The sequence below is a fragment of the Agrobacterium sp. LMR679 genome (assembly GCF_027157905.1).
Lineage (GTDB): Bacteria > Pseudomonadota > Alphaproteobacteria > Rhizobiales > Rhizobiaceae > Agrobacterium > Agrobacterium leguminum.
This window is the reverse complement of record NZ_JAPVOJ010000001.1, coordinates 477,320-494,191: the sequence shown is the minus strand read 5'-3', so window position 1 is coordinate 494,191 and position 16,872 is coordinate 477,320. Positions and strand designations below refer to the sequence as shown.

The following is a 16,872-nucleotide window of genomic DNA, read 5'->3' as shown; positions in this document are numbered from 1 at the left end:
CTTTACGGCGGGCGATCGGCCATGATGCCGGCGCCTGGAGGATCGAATGTTCAGCCATGTAACCGTCGGAACACGCGATCTTCAGCGGGCGGAACGCTTCTACGATGCGGTGCTTGTCCCGCTCGGCCTGACGCGGCGGGTCGTTACCCCGGATGGCGGGCCTGCGGCGCTTTGCTGGGTGGCAGCACACTCCCCGTTGCCCCGCTTTTATGTCTATTGTCCTTTCAACGGCGAGCCGGCCACGGTTGGCAACGGCGGCATGGTCGCCTTTCTGGCGCCGTCGAAAGAGGCGGTGGAGATGGCCTATGCCGGCGGCCTTGCGCATGGCGGCACGGATGAAGGAGGTCCGGGGCCACGCCCGCATTACGGAGACGGCTATTTCGGCGCCTATCTGCGTGACCCTGACGGTAACAAGGTTCACATCGTTCATCGCGGAGACCTCCAGCAATAGTGCTGGGGAAGTGTCCTGCTTCTGGAGAAATCGGAATGATCGCCAGCCAGATCGCCCTCGTCTACGGCACCTATATCGTCGCCACCGCCAGCCCGGGGCCAAGCAACATGGCGATCATGGGCACGGCGATGCGTGACGGCCGTATGCCCGCCCTCGCTTTGGCGGCCGGTGTCATCACCGGCTCGCTCTTCTGGGCGATCCTTGCGGCGACGGGCATGTCCGCCGTGCTGGCCGCCTATGCCCAGGCGCTTTTCATCATCAAGATATTTGGCGGCGTCTACCTGCTATATTTGGCCTTTCGAGCGGGCAGGTCGGCCCTGAAGCCGGTCTCCGACCTTGTGGGGATGAATACCGGGCGTGCGACGCCACCCTATCGGGCGCTCTACCGGCAGGGTCTCCTCATGCACATCGGAAATCCGAAAGCCATCATGGCCTGGATAGCGATCATGTCGCTGGGGTTTCGCGAGGACGCGCCTGCGGGCATGTTGCCGGCGATCATTGGCGGCTGCGCCCTTCTCGGCGTCATTGTATTCGGCAGCTATGCGCTTCTCTTTTCCACCGCCTCGATGATTTCGCTCTACACCAGATTGCGGCGCTGGATCGAATCCGTGCTTTCTGCGGTATTTGCCGTTGCGGGACTGAAATTGCTTCTCTCGCAGAATTGAGAGCCCCACCATCGGCGTTGCCGATCAATCCCAACTGAAAGAGCCATGCCATGAGTTTTGTTATCCATATGATCGACGTGTTCGGCTCCGGGCCGCTTTCCGGCAATCCGTTGGCGGTCGTCATCGGCGCCGATGCTTTGTCGGCGGATGAAATGCAGCGATTGACGCGGTGGTTCAACCTTTCCGAAACCACCTTTCTGCTGCAACCCACCCATCCGCAGGCTGATTACCGGGTCAGGATATTCTCGCTGGACAGGGAGTTGCCCTTTGCCGGGCATCCCACACTGGGCAGCTGCCATGCCTGGCTCTGCGCCAACGGCATGCCAGAAAATCAAACCGCTATTGTTCAGGAATGCGGTGCGGGACTGGTCACGATCCGGCGCTCGCATGGGCGACTTTGTTTTGCCGCTCCGCCGCTTATCCGTTCCGGCGCACCGACGCCGGCCGAACTGGAAGAAGCGCGGCAGCTGTTGAGGATCGAGGCTTGCGATATCATCGATGCCGCCTGGATCGATAATGGTCCCGGCTGGCTGGGAATCAGGCTGGCATCGGCCGAAAAGGTGCTTGGCCTCGAACCGGCCCGCAATTGGCCCGGCCGTATCGATATCGGTGTGGTTGGCCCTCATGCGCAAGGCAGCGAGATCGCCTTTGAGGTTCGCGCCTTCTTCAGCGATCATCTGGGCGTCATCGTCGAAGACCCCGTCACCGGAAGCCTCAACGCCTCGCTGGCGCAATGGCTGTTCGCGACGGGCGCGGTTGGCGAAGACTATGTCGCGGCGCAGGGAACGCGCCTTGGCCGCCACGGCCGCATCTACCTGACCCGCGACGATGCCGGCCAGATATGGGTTGGCGGCGAAACGCGCACGCATGTCGAAGGCCAGCTGCAAGGCATTTGAAAAGACAGGCGAAAACGAGGTGACTTTGATGAGTAGCAGTGTTTATCGCCCCATTTCCGAACGTGTATTGGCGGATGATTGGGGACGGCTGACCAAGTATGAGTATGAACTTCAACTGAGGGACGGAAGCTGGCAACGGCAGATCCGGGAGGCCTATGATCGCGGCAACGGTGCGACATGCCTGTTGTACAATCCGGCAAGCGACAATGTGCTGCTGACCCGCCAGTTCCGGTTGCCGGCACTTTTGAATGGCGGTCTGGAATCGCTGATCGAGACACCGGCGGGGCTGCTGGAAGGCGCTGACCCGGCGACGCGAATGCGCGCGGAACTGATCGAGGAAACCGGTTATGAGGTTTCCGAACTTACGCATCTGTTCGATATCTATATGAGCCCCGGATCGGTCACGGAATATCTCGCCTTTTTCTACGGTGAATATGCCGAGAAACATAAGGTCGGGGCAGGCGGCGGTTCAGCGGACGAGGGTGAAGACATCGACGTGCTGGAAATCGCCTTGCCCGAGGCGATGCGGATGATCGGCCGCGGCGATATTCGCGATGCCAAGACGATCATTCTGCTCCAGCATCTCGCCATCCGGCTCTTGCAGGAAAAGATCACGGCAGGCTGATGCCCGCAACGATGCTTCCGGCCCGGCGCATGGGGAGTTCGTGTGGTTCTCTATGCCCCGGTTCGATAACCGGGCGAAAAGATTGGCGGCCATATAGTCTACAAATGCTCTGACTTTTGGAGAGAGATATCGATTGGTCGGCCAGAGGACGCGGAAGGTCCCTGTGTCGGCCATATAATCGTCCAGCAACGATACCAGTTTTCCCTGAGCGACTTCGGATGTCACTGCGAATGAGGGCAGACATGTTATCCCGAATGATCGTTCCGCAAGGTAGATCAGGGGTTCCAGCGTGCTCGCAACGGTGGCGACCGGAAGATCGATCCTGATTTCGCGTCCTTCGCGAACCAGCGGCCATGGCTCCAGCTTTCCGGAATTGGCGAAGCGATGATGGAGACAGCGGTGCCGGACAAGATCTTCCGGGACCTCCGGGCGTCCATGCGCCTTGAGGTAGTCGGGCGCCGCCACGACGCTGTGTCTGAAGGTGCCGAGCTTGCGGCTCATCAGCCGTGTGTCCCTGATCTCGCCCGTTCGGATGACGGCGTCGAATCCCTCTTCGATGACGTCAACCAGACGATCGGTAAAATCGAGGTCGAGGCTGATTTCGGGATATACCTCCATGAAGGCGGATATCGTCGGCATCAGAAGCATGCCCGCAAGCGGAAGGCTCACCCGAAGTTGCCCGCGCGGAACGGCCTGCGATCTCGACAGTTGCGCCTGCACGGTCTCATATTCGGACTGGATGCGTCGGCATGTATCGAGGAAGAAACTTCCATCCTCCGTCAGGGCCATGCTGCGCGTCGAGCGATTGAACAGTCTTACGCCGAGTTCCTCCTCCAGACGCGCAATGGCTTTTCCGACGGCGGATCCCGAGATGCCGAGGCGATGCCCGGCGGCCACGAAGCTTCCCGCTTCCGCCACCTGAATGAATATGCCGAGTGTTCCGAGCTTGTCCATGACGCCGCGATTAAAGAATTTTTGTCCGGTATGTTAAGAATAGCAGCTCGTTTATCCGCTATTTTGCTTCCGATATCCAGATGTCGTCGCGGCCGAAATGGCTCGAGCTTCAAATGGAGATAACTCATGGAAACCAAACCTATCGCAGCTTTTGCGGGTTCCCCCGCTCCCACGACCTTCGTTGTCAACGTCATTCATGCGCATCCGGGAAAGCAGGACGAAGCCTTCGCCATTATTCAGGATGTCGTTCACTATGTTGCCGAACGGAAAGAAGGGTTCCTCTGGAGCAGCCTTGCGAAAAGCACCGACGGAGAGACGGTCGTCAACGTCGAGGCCATTCAGGGAACCGGCAATGTCGACGAGTTCTTTTCCGATCCGCAATTCGTCAAAAAATTCCGGAAACTGGACACCGTCTCCAGAAGCGAGTTCCACACATATACCGTCGGCGATCTGGTTCTCCCGAAGCCCATTGCTGAGTGACGGATGGAGCGCACTCGTTTTTGAAAACGCGCCGGTCAGGTGGCGGCCGGGGGCTTCCCCGGCATTGGAACGGAACACCGTCGCCGGGCCATGGTCAAAGCACTCGATCAGCATTTCGGTCAGCACCCGGATTTTTCTTGCCGGATGCTGGCCGGGCGGTCTGACGACAAATATTCCCGCCGGCGGCGGCGGATAGCGTTTCATGACGCGGACCAGCTCGCCCGAGTCCAGATGATCCTTGATAAGATCGTCGGGCAACACGGCGATCCCCAAACCGGCAACTGCTGCGACGGCGAGGGCGGCTCCGTTGTCGGCCTTGAAACGTCCCTGTGGGCGAATGTTTGTCACCCTGTCTCCATCCATCACCTGCCAGGTTTCCGTTCCCTGCATGAGAGCCTGATGGGTGAGGAGCTCTTCCGGTGTCTCCGGAGAACCATGGGCCCTGATATAGTCCGGGCTGGCGACGAAACTTCCGTAGAGGGGGCCGACACGTCTGGCGACAAGGTTGGAATCCTGAAGGTGGCCGACCCGGATCGCACAATCATACCCTTCTACGATCAGATCCACGAAACGATCCGTGTAACAGGTCTGGATCTGGAGTTGGGGATAGCGGCGCGCCATTTGCGCAATCACCATTGCAAAATGCGTCGGGCCGAAAGAAAGCGGCGCAGCAATCCGCAGACGCCCGCGGAGCTCGCCAGCCGGAAGAATTGTCTCCCTCGCAACATCAATTTCGGCTGAAATCCTTGCCGCATAGTCCCTGAAGGTTGCGCCCGCCTCCGTCAGGGAAGCGCCGCGTGTGGATCGGGCCAGAAGCTGGACGCCAAGCTCGGCTTCAAGCCGCAAGAGCCGTCGGCTGACCATCGACTTGGAGATGCCGAGCCGCAGCGCGGCCGAAGTGACGCCTCCCGCATCTGCAACTTCGACGAATGTCCGAAGATCTTCGATATCCACTCAGCGTTCCTCATTCTGCGACACAGCTCAGCGCTGACAAGGACTACCGCATCATAAACAGGAATGACAAGTTTCGTCCCGCGGCAACGCCCGAAGGGGCGCATGTCTTTGCGCAAGCGCTTCAATAAACCGCCAACATAGGATGAACCCATGACCTTTCGTAACGGCCTCGATTCACTTCTCCGCCCCGAAGATTCCGTCCTCGTTCTGATCGATCATCAGCCCTATCAGCTCGCGAACCTGAACAGCCACGATCCGCAGGCTGTCGTCAACCTCACGACCGCACTGGCAAAGCTGGCAAAGGCCTTCAATGTTCCGACCGTTCTTACCAGCGTGATCGCGGCGCGCGGCGGACTGCTCTTCAAGCAGATCACCGACGTGTTTCCCGGCCAGGAAGTCATCGATCGCACCTGGGTGAACACCTGGCAGGACGAGAATGTGGTGAACGTCGTCAAGGCGACCGGCCGCAAGCAACTGATCATCGCCGGCCTGTGGACCGAGGTTTGCGTCGCGATGCCCGTCATCCAGGCCGCCGGCGAAGGCTGGGACGTGACCGTGATCACCGATGCGTCGGGCGGGATTTCGAAGGAATCTCACGAAGTTGCCATCCAGCGCATGATCGCGGCCGGCGCGAACCCGATGACCGTGATGGCGCTCGCCGGCGAATGGCAGCGCGATTGGGCGCGCACCGAGCATATCGAGGAACTGACCGAAATCCTCATCCAGCACTTCGGCGGCAGCGGCATCGCCTATCTCTGGGAACAGCAGCTTCTCAACACGCCAGTGCCGGCCACAAAGGGCGGTCACTAGGGCCGGGCAGGGACGGCGGGCGCCTGTTGGCTCCCGCCATCCCGTCGCCTCAAGGCTATTCTCCCACCCTGCAAACGACGCCGGCGCGATCCCGATAAGAAAGGGAGGCGCCGGCTTTGATCGCTTGCCAATGGGCGCGCGCATATTTATCGTCAATCCCGTGCCGGAAAAGATCGGCGCCGGTCATCGAGCTTCTTGAAAAGGTCGAAGTCGCAACGATCAGCCACGTGCTTCACTCCGGCTTTGTCGATCCCGAACTCCGGGACGTTCTTCCGGGCAAGCGCGTGGCGGGCACTGCTGTCACCCTGCGTATTCCGAATGCCCACTCGAGCAGCTCCACTACCTGACGCAACTCGTGCGCCCGGGCGATATCGTTCTCACCGACCGTTGCGGTGATACACGCCACGCCTGCTGGGGCGGTGTCATCACCACACCATTAAGAGCTGGCAACGATCCAAAACCTGCACAAGTGCGGTTCTGTCGACCCTGCCGGCAGCGGGCATCTGATTTCACCAATTTAAAGAACAGGCGACAAAGGCGACAGAATTTGATAAATTACAAAACAGCCGGTTGCGGTTTGACGCGTCGATAGAAGTCACCGAGCGTTCCTGTACCGCCAGCCGGATCATGGCGCAGGAGGAGAAGTGCTATGACGGCATTCCATGTCATGGCCGGTGCGAGTGGTGAATTTGCCCGCCCGGAAGTCCGCAAGATTGGCATCCCGGATATTGTGGATGCGTTGAAACTGGGACTTGAGGACTTTAAAGAAAAGCCGTCCCATTATGTTTTTCTCTGTCTTATGTATCCGATCGCCGGTGTTTTTCTGGTGATGTGGAGTTCCGGCGCCAATCTGCTGCCGGTTATTTATCCGCTGATGTCGGGTTTTGCACTGATTGGTCCGATCGCGGCCATCGGGCTTTATGAAATCAGCCGGCGGCGCGAGCAGGGGCTGGATAGCTCCTGGCGGCACGCGTTGGAGGTTCGTCACTCTCCGGCCCTGCCGTCGATCATCGCGGTCGCCGTCATGCTGTTCGTGCTTTTCGTCGTCTGGTTGATTGTTGCGCAGAGCATCTACACTGCGACTTTCGATGCGACCGGTCCGGTTTCGCTCTCCACCTTTCTGTCGGACGTATTGACGACCTCGCAAGGTCTCTCCCTCATCATCTGGGGTAATCTGGCCGGTTTCGTTTTCGCGGTCGTGGTGCTGGCGACAACGGTGGTGGCGTTCCCGCTGCTGCTCGACCGGGATATCGGCGCAGTCGCGGCGGTGGATGCGAGCATCCGCGCCACGCTTGCCAACCCGGTTCCGGTGGCGCTTTGGGGATTGATCGTCGCGGCGTTGCTCGTCGTTGGCACGATCCCGGTATTTATCGGCCTCGCGGTCGTCATGCCCATCCTCGGCCACTCGACCTGGCACCTCTATCGAAAACTGATCGTCTCCGATTATCCAAGCCGTATGCCCTGAATTCATAGAGGAAATCTATCCGCAGATCATTCTCCCTGCCGTTGCGGCCCCGCTGAGGGAGCCGCGGCGGTTGGGACGGCCATGGAGAGTGCGGGGACGCCATGTGGTATCGTTTTCTTCCGATCTGTCTGCTTTTCGCGATTGCCTTCCCGATTGAGGCCGTAGCACAGGAGGGGGACGCTGCCGCAGGCGCCACCATAATTGCTCGCCCGATCAATTTATGAGATAATTCTAATATACTTCGCGATTGAGTTGTAGAAGTATTCGTGGCCGGGTCACGGGAGGAGACGATGGCTGTCGTTGTGATTCTCGTTCTGCTGGTGGTGGGATCGATCGTATTCCACCTGCTGAGCCCGTGGTGGTGGACGCCGATAGCCTCGAACTGGAGCTATATCGACAATACGATCATCATCACTTTCTGGATCACCGGCTTCGTTTTCTCGGCCGTCGTGCTGTTCGTCGCCTATTGCGTGTTCCGCTTCAGGCACCGCGCCGGAAACCGGGCGGCATACCAGCCTGAAAACAAGCGCCTCGAATGGTGGCTGGCGGGCGGGACCGGGGTTGGGGTGGCTGCGATGCTTGTGCCGGGCCTCTTCGTATGGAACCAGTTCGTGACCGTTCCGGACGGTGCGAGCGAAGTGGAAGTCGTCGGTCAGCAATGGCAATGGAGGTTCCGGCTGCCGGGAGCGGATGGACGGCTCGGGCGGGCGGATACGCGCGCTATTGCACCCGACAATCCGCTCGGCCTGAACAGGAACGATCCCGCCGGAATGGACGATGTCATCGTTGAAGGCGCCGAGTTGCATCTGCCCGCCGGCAGGCCGGTGAAAATGCTGCTGCGGGCGGTCGATGTCGTGCATGATTTCTATGTGCCGGAGTTCCGGGCCAAGATGGACATGATCCCCGGCTCGGTCACCTATTACTGGTTCACGCCGACCCGGACGGGAACCTTCGAGGTTCTCTGCGCGGAACTGTGCGGTGTCGGCCATCCGCAGATGCGCGGCACCGTCATCGTCGATACCGAAACCGACTATCAAGTCTGGCTGCAGCAGCAGCCGACTTTCTCGAAATTGCTGGCCTCGGCGGAAACGTCGGCGGCCAGATGAGCGCCGTGCATATTGGAAGGGAAGACCGCATCGGGGGAACAGGGAGGATGGAACATGGTCGAGATTGGATCCGACGCCGGGCAGGTCATTCAGCCCGCTGAAGTTGAAGACGTCGAGCTTTATCACCCGAAAAGCTGGTGGACGAAATATGTCTTCAGCCAGGATGCCAAGATCATTGCCATTCAATATTTCCTGACAGCCATCGCAATCGGCATGGTGGCGCTGGTGCTTTCCTGGCTGATGCGGCTGCAGCTCGGTTTTCCCGGCTATTTCTCCTTCATCGATGCGGAACATTATTATCAGTTCATCACCATGCATGGCATGATCATGGTGATCTACCTGCTCACCGCGCTGTTTCTCGGCGGTTTCGGCAACTACCTGATCCCGCTGATGCTCGGCGCGCGCGACATGGTGTTTCCCTATGCCAATATGCTGAGCTACTGGCTCTACCTCTCCGCCGTCCTTGTGCTGGTGGCCGGTTTCTTCGCACCCGGCGGGCCGACGGGCGCCGGCTGGACGCTCTATCCGCCGCAGGCGCTTCTTTCGGGAACGCCGGGAGGGCGCGACTGGGGCATCATCCTGATGCTGTCATCGCTGATCCTGTTCATCATCGGCTTCACTTTGGGCGGGCTGAATTACGTCGTCACCGTGTTGCAGGGGCGCACGCGGGGCATGACGCTGATGCGCATGCCATTGACGATATGGGGCATATTCACGGCGACCGCCATGGCGCTGCTCGCTTTCCCCGCGCTCTTCGTCGCCGCCGTCATGATGTTGTTCGACCGGCTGCTCGGCACGAGCTTCTTCATGCCGGCCATCGTGGAAATGGGCGAACAATTGAAGCAGGAGGGCGGCAGTCCCATCCTGTTCCAGCACCTGTTCTGGTTCTTCGGCCATCCGGAAGTCTATATCGTCGCACTTCCCGCCTTCGGCATCGTCTCGGATCTGATCAGCACCCATGCGCGCAAGAACATCTTCGGCTACCGCATGATGGTCTGGGCGATCGTCATCATCGCGGCGCTGAGCTTCGTCGTCTGGGCGCATCATATGTATGTCAGCGGCATGAACCCGAATTTCGGGTTCTTTTTCGCAACCACGACGCTGATCATCGCGGTGCCGACGGCGATCAAGGTCTATAACTGGGTGCTCACGCTCTGGCGCGGCGATATCCATCTCACCCTGCCGATGCTGTTTGCGCTCGCCTTCATCGTCACATTCATCAATGGCGGATTGACCGGTCTCTTCCTCGGCAATGTCGTCGTCGATGTGCCGCTTTCGGATACGATGTTCGTGGTCGCCCATTTTCATATGGTGATGGGGGTCGCGCCGATCATGGTGATCTTCGGTGCGATTCACCACTGGTATCCGAAAGTCACGGGCCGGATGCTGAACGAGGCGATGGGGCACGTCCATTTCTGGGTCACCTTTCTCGGTGCTTATGCCATCTTCTTCCCGATGCATTATCTCGGGCTGATGGGCGTGCCGCGCCGCTATTACGAGCTGGGCGAAACGGCTTTCATTCCAGATTCGGCGCACACGTTGAACATGTTCATCACCTGGGCCGCGCTCATCGTCGGTGCGGCGCAATTGCTGTTCGTGTTCAATCTCGAGTGGAGCCTGCGCTGGGGCAAAAAGGCGGTCGGCAATCCGTGGCGGGCGACGACGCTGGAATGGCAGACGCCGCAGACCCCGCCGGTTCATGGCAACTGGGGCAAGGAACTGCCGGTCGTTTATCGCTGGCCATATGATTACAGCGTGCCCGGCGCGGCTGAGGACTTCCTGCCGCAAAACCAGCCGGCGGCGGCCGGGCCGTCCGAAAGGGCCCTGTCATGAGCGCCATCCTCGTCTTCATGGCCGGGATCGCCGGCATCATCGGCTGGTGGATGGCGCGGCAGCGGCTGGCCTCGAAGCCCTGGCTGGAAGTCGGTCTGGCAGGCGATGCGCCGGAGATGCAGGGATCGTCGGCGACGATTGCGAAAGTCGGACTTGGGATATTTCTGGCGGTCGTCGGCGCGTTGTTCACCCTGCTCATCAGCGCCTATCTCGGCCGCATGGGCGGCGCCGACTGGTGGGGTATCCCGATCCCCGGACTGTTATGGGTGAACACCGCGGCGCTCGCCGCCAGCAGTCTGGCGCTGGAATGGGCGAAAACCGAAATCCGTTCAGATCATCGCGACAGGCTGAATGCGGCTCTTGTGACAGCCTTTGCGACGGCTGTTTTCTTCGTCGGCGGTCAATTCCTGGCGTGGCGGCAACTCATCTCCGCGGGCTATGTTCTGGCGGATAACCCATCGAACAGCTTCTTCTACATGATCACCGGCCTGCATGGCCTGCATATATTGGGCGGGCTTTTCGTGCTTGGACGCACCGCAATCCGTGCCCGGAGCGAGCGCTTGTCGGCAAGAATGCGCCTGAGTGTGGAGCTGTGCGCCATCTACTGGCATTTCATGCTGGTCGTCTGGCTGGTCCTTTTTGCGCTTTTCGCCGGCTGGGCGAACAGTTTCGTCGATCTCTGCCGTCAATTGGTCACCTGAGGAGTGTCGATCATGGCCGCATCCATGGAGGAAAGACCGGTACGTGATCCGCATCTGCGGCCAGCGGGACTGCGCGGCGTCGCCGCCGATCTGTCATCGGACCAGCGGGCGTTCAAGAACGTCTCCTGGGGCAAGGCGATGATGTGGATATTCATCCTGAGCGATATCTTCATTTTCGGCTGTTTTCTTTTGGCCTACATGACCGCACGCATGTCCACCACCGTTGCCTGGCCCAATCCGAGCGAGGTTTTCGCGCTCACGATTGCCGGCAGGCACATTCCGCTGATCCTGATTGCCATCATGACCTTCGTCCTCATCAGCAGCAGCGGCACGATGGCCATGGCCGTCAATTTCGCATATCGCCGCGACCGTCGCAAAACCGCAGCGCTGATGGTGGCGACGGCAGCGCTTGGCGCGACATTCGTGGGAATGCAGGCATTCGAATGGAGCAAGCTGATCGAGGAAGGCGTTCGCCCCTGGGAAAACCCGTGGGGTGCAGCGCAGTTCGGTTCGGCTTTCTTCATGATCACGGGTTTTCACGGCACCCATGTTTCCATCGGCGTGCTGTTTCTTCTCATCGTCGCGCGCAAGGTGTGGCGGGGAGATTTCGATGAGGAAAGGCGGGGGTTCTTCACCAGCCGCAAGGGGCAATATGAGATCGTCGAGATAACCGGGCTCTACTGGCACTTCGTGGATCTGGTGTGGGTCTTTATCTTCGCATTCTTCTATCTGTGGTGAGTGAGGATGGCATCATGGCACAGCAACAGTCACAACAGGGACAGCAGCATCCGATAAAACTCTACATGGTGGTCTGGGGACTGCTTTTCGTCCTCAGCGCCTTCTCCTACATGGTCGATTATCTCGGCATTCAGAGCTATCCGAGGTGGTCTCTGATCATCCTGTTCATGATCCTGAAGGCGGGGCTGATCATGGCGATTTTCATGCATTTGGCCTGGGAACGGCTGGTCCTGATCTACGTCATCCTGCTTCCCCCGGTCCTCGTGCTTGTCTTCGCCGCGCTGATGGCCTCGGAATCCAACTATACGGCTCTTACCCGGGTGACCTTCATGGGTGCCGGTTCTTGAGACCCATTTGCGCCGGAATGCACGGGCCTCAACCGATCTGAAATCCGTGGGCCAGCGGGTCGCGGTCATCCACGAATATCGTGTTGTGCCCGATGATCCGCGCCCAGCCGGAGACGCTCGGCAGGATTCCCCTGAAGCTGCCGATCTCCGTCTCCTGCTCGATCCTGCCTTCGAAGATCGTGCCGATCAGGCTTTCCTGACGAAATTTCTCCCCGGCTTTCAGGCGGCCCTTGCCATGGAGTTGCGCCATGCGGGCCGAGGTGCCGGTGCCGCCGGGTGACCGGTCGATGGCCTTGTCTCCGTAAAACACCGCGCCACGCCCATCCGCATTGGCGGAAACCGGTTGGTCGCACCAGATGGCGTGATGCACGCCGCTTATTCTTTCATTTTCTGGATGCACGGGATGGCAAAGCTGAGAAAGCGCGGTCCGCAGCTTGCGGCTGAGATCGACGATATCGCTGGCCGACATGCCGTCCAGACCGGCCCAGGCGGCTTGCGGCTCGACCACCGCATAATAATTGCCGCCATAGGCGATATCGACAACGAGCCTGCCAAGGCCGGGAACATCGACCTTCACATCGGCGGCGTGAAGGTAGCTCGCGACATTGAACATGCGGACCGATTCGACGAACTCTCCCGGCTTCTCATATTCAATGTCGACCTTTCCCGCAGGGGTCTCTATCGACAGTCTTCCCGGCACCCTCGGGGTTACCAGACCCTCCTCGATTGCCGCCGTCACGAGCCCGATGGTGCCGGCGCCGCACATCGGCAGGCAGCCGCTGACCTCAATGAAGATCACGGCGAAATCGCAGTCTTGCCGGTGGGCCGGATAGATGATCGCGCCCGACATCACATCGTGCCCGCGTGGTTCGAACATCAAAGCTTGCCGGATCCAGTCATGGTCCCGGACGAATATGTCACGACGTTCGGCTATGGGGAGATGCGGCAACAGCGGTCCGCCGCCAGCCACGAGGCGAACCGGATTTCCGCAGGTGTGGGCATCGATGCAGAAGAAGCTCTTGCGCATGGGTGTTCTTCCTAGTGCGCGCCGCTTCCTGCAACCGATGTCCGGCGGCCTTGCAACGCCCCTCTGGACAGGCGGTCGAGGAAAATGGCGATGGCGACGATGGCAAGGCCGGCCCTCAGGCCCGGACCCATTTCCATGCGCGTCAAACCGCGTGTGACTTCCGCACCCAGCCCACCGGCTCCGACAAGCCCTGCGAGTACGACCATGGCAAGAGAAAGCAGAATGCACTGGTTGAGGCCGACCAGAAGCGTGGGCGTGGCCGACGGGATTTCGATCTTGAACAGGATGGACCGCGGCGAAGCGCCCGTTGCCTGTCCAAGCTCCAGAAGGTCCTTGGGCACCTGGTTGAAGGCGAGCGTCGTGAGGCGCAGCATGGGCGGGACCCCATAAACGATGGTCGCGATGATTGCAGGGACACTGCCGAGGCTGAAGATCATGACGGCCGGGATCAGATAGACCCATGGTGGCACGGTCTGCATGATGTCGAGCACCGGGCGAAGATATGTTTCGAACCGCTTGTAGCGCGATGCCAGAATGCCGAGCGGGAAGGCGACCGATACCGAAATGGCCACGGCGACGGTCACCAGCGCCAGCGTCTGCATCGACTCCGCCACAGGCCCGCGAAAAAGCAGAATGCCAGTGCAGACACCGTCACCATCGCCGCCTTGAGATTAATGGCGAAGAATGCAAGCAGGGTCGCCGCAGCGATTAGGGCAAAGGCGGGCGGATAGAGCAATGCGGCTTCGATTGCACCGAGAACCGCCTCGACGATATTGGTCACCTCTGCGAAAAACGGGTGGAAATTGGTGTTCAGCCAATCCACTGCGGGCGCGAGATAGGTGCCCGGTGAAAACCGGAAGAGATCGAAATTCATCTTGCACCTGCCTTCACGCGGCGGGCCGCGCTTTGAGTGAGCCTGTCCAGCACCATGGTCAGAATAACGATGGCGATTGCGGCATTGATGGAGGTGGCGACATCCAGCGTGCGCACGGCCCCGTAGATCGTCTCGCCGAGGCCGCCGGAACCGACGATGCCGGCGATGACGACCATGCCAAAAGCCATCATCAGGCTCTGGTTGATGCCGGCCATGACGCTCGGAATGGCGAATGGCAGGCGGATTTTCGTGAACATCTGCCAGGGCGTCAGTCCGCTTGCGTGCCCCAGTTCGATGAATTCCCGGGGCGTCATGCGGATGCCGAGCGAGGTCAGCCGGATGGCGGGCGGCATGGCGACGATGAAGGTTGCGATGAGCGCGGTCGCCGGCCCATAGCCCAGAAGCGCGATTGCGGGCAGCAGGTAGATATAAGGCGGCATGGTCTGGATCAGGTCGAGTACCGGTTCGAGCACCCGGTCCAGCGATTTGGCGAAGCCCGCGAGGATGCCGACCGGTATTCCGACCAGCAGCGCGAGAATTGTCGCCGTGGCGACGAGCGCCAGCGTGCTCATGGTTTCCGTCCACAGTCCCATGGTCGCGCAGAACAGCAGCGCGACGCCGGCAAGGATGCCGGCCGTCAGGTTGATCAGCCGCCAGCCGAGCAGTGCCGCGACAAGCGCGATGACGACCGGTGGGGCAAGCTCAAGAAACCAGAGGATACCGTCATAACTGCCCTCCAGCAACCGGCTGACGAAATCGAACAGCCCTTCGCCGTTATCGCCGATCCAGCCAAGCGCATCCTCCGTCCAGGTGTCGAAACGGTCCGTGATGATCGAGGTGTCCATTACCATCCCTCCACCTAAGCCGCCGCGAATTCTTCGCCAGGCGTTCCGGCGACGCCGCGCAGCAAGCCGCGTGTCGTGACGACACCAATCACGGCATCGTTCTCGACCACCGCCACCGCGTCCTGATCGGACTGCATGGTGAGATCTATCAGCGCCCCGATGTCGGCTTCCGGCGAGGCCTTGAGCAGCGTGCCGATATCGCATTGCGGCTGCGAGGCTGCGAATTCGGTGACCGGCTGCATGACCGAATGCGCCTTCACCAGATGAATTCTGGAGATACCCGCGACGAAGTCGGCGACATAGTCGTCGGTCGGTTTGGTGACGATATCCTCGGCGGTCCCGACCTGCACGATGACGCCGTCCTTCATGATGGCGATGCGGTCGCCGATGCGGATGGCTTCCTCAAGGTCATGGGTGATGAAGACGGCGGATTTGCCGAGCGACTTCGTCAGCTGCCGGAACTCATCCTGCAGCTGACGGCGGATGAGGGGATCGAGCGCGCTGAACGGTTCGTCCATGAGGATAATCTCGGGATCGGCGGCCAGCGCACGGGCAAGGCCGACACGCTGCTGCATGCCGCCCGACAATTCTGCGGGATAGCGCGACGTCCAGTCGGCCAGCCCGACTTTCTCAAGGGCTTCGCGCGCCACGCGGTTGCGTTCGTCCTTCGCGACGCCGCGCACCTCAAGGCTGAAACCGGCATTTTCCAGCACGGTTCGATAGGGCAGCAGCGCCACGCTCTGGAAGACCATGGCGATGTTGCGGGCGCGCAATTCACGCAGTTCGCCGGCGTTGAGCCTGGCGATATCCTTGCCCTTGACCGTGATTTTGCCGACGCTCGGCTCGATAAGACGGTTGAGAAGACGGATCAAGGTCGACTTGCCGCTGCCGGAAAGCCCCATGATGCAGAAGATTTCGCCACGGCGCACCTGGAGACTGGCGTCGGAGACGCCGACGACACAGTCGAAATCCTCCAGCACCTGCTTCTTCGACAATCCGCGTTCGGAGACGGCCTTGACGGCGGCCTGAGCACGCGCACCGAAAATCTTCCAGACGTTCTGGCAATCAACCAACACTTCGTTGGAATCATTCATCATAGCATCCATTGCGTTCCCCACGGGCCTGCTCGGGCCGGCCTTCAAGTTTTGGAAATCCGCGTGCGGGCCACCCTCGCGGCCCGCACGTTCAAGGTCATTCGCTCTTGATGTTTTCCCAGCGCTTCAGAAGTTCGGCATGGCTGTCGGTCCAGTCCTTGACCGCCTGATCCATCGTTTTGCCGTCATTGACCGCGCCGTTGATCGCGGTGATGTCGGCGAGCGGCACGTAGACGCTGGCGATCACTTCGCGGGCATGCGGATATTCCGCGGAGAAGCCTTTCTGGCCGATCCAGTAATAGCCCTGCGCCGGCGGGAAAATGCCCTTGGGGTCCTTCAGGAATTTCAGATCGTATTTGTACATCATCCAGGAAGGCTCCCAGATGGCGACGGCGACCCATTCCTTGCGGTCGATTGCCGATTTGAGCGCGGCGGTCATCGCGGCCGTGCTGCCTTCGACGAGGGGAAGTTTCAGACCGTATTCCTTCACGGCGCTGGCCGCATCCCGCATCAGGCCGGAGCCGGGCTCGATGCCGACGATCTTGCCGCCGAATTTTTCGGCATTGTCGTTCAACTGATCGATGGAATCGATCGTCACGTATTTCGGAACCGCGATCGCCTGATAGAGGCCATGCGAAACGGGAGAAATTTTCTCCAGACGCCGCTTGTTCTTGTCCCAGTAGTCCTGAGCGGCATAGTCCGTCTGCGAGGCCATGATCTGGATGTCGCCTTTGGTCAGCGCGGCATAGGCGATGCCCCATTCCGAAAAGGAAACGACCTTGACGCTGTAACCAGCGTCTTCCAGCACTTTTTGGTAATTCCGGTGATGGGTGTGAGATCCTCCCAGGACATCGTACCCATGGTAATGGTCTTTTCTTCCGCGTGAGCGGAGAATGCCGTCATGCCGACCATCGCGGCCGCGCAAAGCGCCTTCCATAAAGTCTTCATTGTATATCTCCTAGTTTTTGTTCCCATTCTTATTCGAAGACCTGCCGCCGGCCCGGTCT

The 16,872-nt window shown here is 60.0% G+C and carries 15 protein-coding genes and 4 pseudogenes; 12 read left to right on the top strand and 7 right to left on the bottom strand.

Features of this window, described 5'->3' with window-relative positions; all coding sequences use genetic code 11:
* Nucleotides 1–46: 46 nt before the first annotated feature.
* The 4 genes from O3W47_RS02250 to O3W47_RS02235 are packed head-to-tail and all read left to right on the top strand — an operon-like array spanning nt 47 to nt 2,637.
* Nucleotides 47–451: a VOC family protein gene (locus tag O3W47_RS02250; RefSeq protein WP_269312851.1), complete on the top strand. Its 405-nt coding sequence runs from the start codon at nt 47–49 to the stop codon at nt 449–451.
* 35 nt (nt 452–486) lie between these two features.
* Nucleotides 487–1,116 carry a LysE family translocator gene (locus O3W47_RS02245; RefSeq protein WP_080820288.1) on the top strand — a complete coding sequence of 210 codons (630 nt, stop codon included), beginning with the start codon at nt 487–489 and terminating at the stop codon, nt 1,114–1,116.
* Nucleotides 1,117–1,166: 50 nt separating this feature from the next.
* A complete protein-coding gene (locus tag O3W47_RS02240; RefSeq protein ID WP_269312850.1) occupies nt 1,167–2,012 on the top strand; it encodes a PhzF family phenazine biosynthesis protein in 846 nt (281 codons plus the stop codon).
* 28 nt (nt 2,013–2,040) lie between these two features.
* On the top strand, nt 2,041–2,637 hold the full coding sequence (locus tag O3W47_RS02235) for an NUDIX domain-containing protein (RefSeq protein WP_269312849.1): 597 nt from the start codon (nt 2,041–2,043) through the stop codon (nt 2,635–2,637).
* 69 nt (nt 2,638–2,706) lie between these two features.
* Here the strand turns inward: O3W47_RS02235 and O3W47_RS02230 are convergent.
* Nucleotides 2,707–3,591: pseudogene (locus O3W47_RS02230) on the bottom strand (LysR family transcriptional regulator); the annotation flags it as partial.
* Between the two features lie 126 nt (nt 3,592–3,717).
* On the opposite strand from O3W47_RS02230, the gene O3W47_RS02225 reads away from it, so the two are divergent.
* Nucleotides 3,718–4,071, top strand: coding sequence for an antibiotic biosynthesis monooxygenase (locus O3W47_RS02225; RefSeq protein WP_269313701.1), 354 nt, complete (start codon nt 3,718–3,720; stop codon nt 4,069–4,071).
* Between the two features lie 35 nt (nt 4,072–4,106).
* Here O3W47_RS02225 and O3W47_RS02220 read toward each other — a convergent pair.
* A pseudogene (locus tag O3W47_RS02220) lies at nt 4,107–5,025 on the bottom strand (LysR family transcriptional regulator).
* Between the two features lie 150 nt (nt 5,026–5,175).
* On the opposite strand from O3W47_RS02220, the gene O3W47_RS02215 reads away from it, so the two are divergent.
* The 7 genes from O3W47_RS02215 (at nt 5,176) to O3W47_RS02185 (ending at nt 12,025) form a co-directional block, all read left to right on the top strand.
* Complete coding sequence (locus O3W47_RS02215) at nt 5,176–5,835, top strand: hydrolase (protein WP_269312848.1); 660 nt, start codon at nt 5,176–5,178, stop codon at nt 5,833–5,835.
* Between the two features lie 649 nt (nt 5,836–6,484).
* Nucleotides 6,485–7,300, top strand: coding sequence for a DUF2189 domain-containing protein (locus O3W47_RS02210; protein ID WP_137454373.1), 816 nt, complete (start codon nt 6,485–6,487; stop codon nt 7,298–7,300).
* A gap of 290 nt (nt 7,301–7,590) precedes the next feature.
* A complete protein-coding gene (locus tag O3W47_RS02205; protein ID WP_137454372.1) occupies nt 7,591–8,406 on the top strand; it encodes a cytochrome c oxidase subunit II in 816 nt (271 codons plus the stop codon).
* A gap of 54 nt (nt 8,407–8,460) precedes the next feature.
* The gene (locus O3W47_RS02200; RefSeq protein WP_269312847.1) at nt 8,461–10,239 is read left to right on the top strand and encodes a cytochrome c oxidase subunit I; all 1,779 of its coding nucleotides are present in this window, start codon (nt 8,461–8,463) and stop codon (nt 10,237–10,239) included.
* Nucleotides 10,236–10,940, top strand: coding sequence for a cytochrome c oxidase subunit 3 (locus O3W47_RS02195; RefSeq protein WP_269312846.1), 705 nt, complete (start codon nt 10,236–10,238; stop codon nt 10,938–10,940). The genes O3W47_RS02200 and O3W47_RS02195 overlap by 4 nt, the downstream gene beginning before the upstream one ends.
* A 12-nt stretch (nt 10,941–10,952) precedes the next feature.
* Nucleotides 10,953–11,678, top strand: coding sequence for a heme-copper oxidase subunit III family protein (locus O3W47_RS02190; protein WP_262532121.1), 726 nt, complete (start codon nt 10,953–10,955; stop codon nt 11,676–11,678).
* A gap of 14 nt (nt 11,679–11,692) precedes the next feature.
* Nucleotides 11,693–12,025 (top strand): cytochrome C oxidase subunit IV family protein, encoded by a 333-nt coding sequence (locus O3W47_RS02185; protein ID WP_174024649.1) that lies wholly within the window; start codon nt 11,693–11,695, stop codon nt 12,023–12,025.
* 28 nt (nt 12,026–12,053) lie between these two features.
* Here O3W47_RS02185 and O3W47_RS02180 read toward each other — a convergent pair whose 3' ends face one another.
* The 5 genes and pseudogenes from O3W47_RS02180 to O3W47_RS02160 form a co-directional block, all read right to left on the bottom strand.
* Nucleotides 12,054–13,052 carry a 4-hydroxyproline epimerase gene (locus tag O3W47_RS02180; protein ID WP_269312845.1) on the bottom strand — a complete coding sequence of 333 codons (999 nt, stop codon included), beginning with the start codon at nt 13,050–13,052 and terminating at the stop codon, nt 12,054–12,056.
* 11 nt (nt 13,053–13,063) lie between these two features.
* A pseudogene (locus O3W47_RS02175) lies at nt 13,064–13,926 on the bottom strand (ABC transporter permease).
* On the bottom strand, nt 13,923–14,771 hold the full coding sequence (locus O3W47_RS02170; RefSeq protein ID WP_269312844.1) for an ABC transporter permease: 849 nt from the start codon (nt 14,769–14,771) through the stop codon (nt 13,923–13,925). The pseudogene O3W47_RS02175 and the gene O3W47_RS02170 overlap by 4 nt, the downstream one beginning before the upstream one ends.
* A 14-nt stretch (nt 14,772–14,785) precedes the next feature.
* Nucleotides 14,786–15,865 (bottom strand): quaternary amine ABC transporter ATP-binding protein, encoded by a 1,080-nt coding sequence (locus O3W47_RS02165; RefSeq protein WP_442864600.1) that lies wholly within the window; start codon nt 15,863–15,865, stop codon nt 14,786–14,788.
* A 97-nt stretch (nt 15,866–15,962) separates the two neighbouring features.
* Nucleotides 15,963–16,813 (bottom strand): annotated as a pseudogene (locus O3W47_RS02160) (glycine betaine ABC transporter substrate-binding protein).
* Nucleotides 16,814–16,872 lie beyond the last annotated feature (59 nt).

Coding starts and splice junctions, on each gene's coding strand:
- O3W47_RS02195 (WP_269312846.1), top strand. CDS start 10,236: ATGAGCGCCATCCTCGTCTTCATGGCCGGGATCGCCGGCATCATCGGC.
- O3W47_RS02205 (WP_137454372.1), top strand. CDS start 7,591: ATGGCTGTCGTTGTGATTCTCGTTCTGCTGGTGGTGGGATCGATCGTA.
- O3W47_RS02190 (WP_262532121.1), top strand. CDS start 10,953: ATGGCCGCATCCATGGAGGAAAGACCGGTACGTGATCCGCATCTGCGG.
- O3W47_RS02225 (WP_269313701.1), top strand. CDS start 3,718: ATGGAAACCAAACCTATCGCAGCTTTTGCGGGTTCCCCCGCTCCCACG.
- O3W47_RS02185 (WP_174024649.1), top strand. CDS start 11,693: ATGGCACAGCAACAGTCACAACAGGGACAGCAGCATCCGATAAAACTC.
- O3W47_RS02215 (WP_269312848.1), top strand. CDS start 5,176: ATGACCTTTCGTAACGGCCTCGATTCACTTCTCCGCCCCGAAGATTCC.
- O3W47_RS02200 (WP_269312847.1), top strand. CDS start 8,461: ATGGTCGAGATTGGATCCGACGCCGGGCAGGTCATTCAGCCCGCTGAA.
- O3W47_RS02250 (WP_269312851.1), top strand. CDS start 47: ATGTTCAGCCATGTAACCGTCGGAACACGCGATCTTCAGCGGGCGGAA.
- O3W47_RS02180 (WP_269312845.1), bottom strand. CDS start 13,052: ATGCGCAAGAGCTTCTTCTGCATCGATGCCCACACCTGCGGAAATCCG.
- O3W47_RS02165 (WP_442864600.1), bottom strand. CDS start 15,865: ATGAATGATTCCAACGAAGTGTTGGTTGATTGCCAGAACGTCTGGAAG.
- O3W47_RS02170 (WP_269312844.1), bottom strand. CDS start 14,771: ATGGACACCTCGATCATCACGGACCGTTTCGACACCTGGACGGAGGAT.
- O3W47_RS02240 (WP_269312850.1), top strand. CDS start 1,167: ATGAGTTTTGTTATCCATATGATCGACGTGTTCGGCTCCGGGCCGCTT.
- O3W47_RS02245 (WP_080820288.1), top strand. CDS start 487: ATGATCGCCAGCCAGATCGCCCTCGTCTACGGCACCTATATCGTCGCC.
- O3W47_RS02235 (WP_269312849.1), top strand. CDS start 2,041: ATGAGTAGCAGTGTTTATCGCCCCATTTCCGAACGTGTATTGGCGGAT.
- O3W47_RS02210 (WP_137454373.1), top strand. CDS start 6,485: ATGACGGCATTCCATGTCATGGCCGGTGCGAGTGGTGAATTTGCCCGC.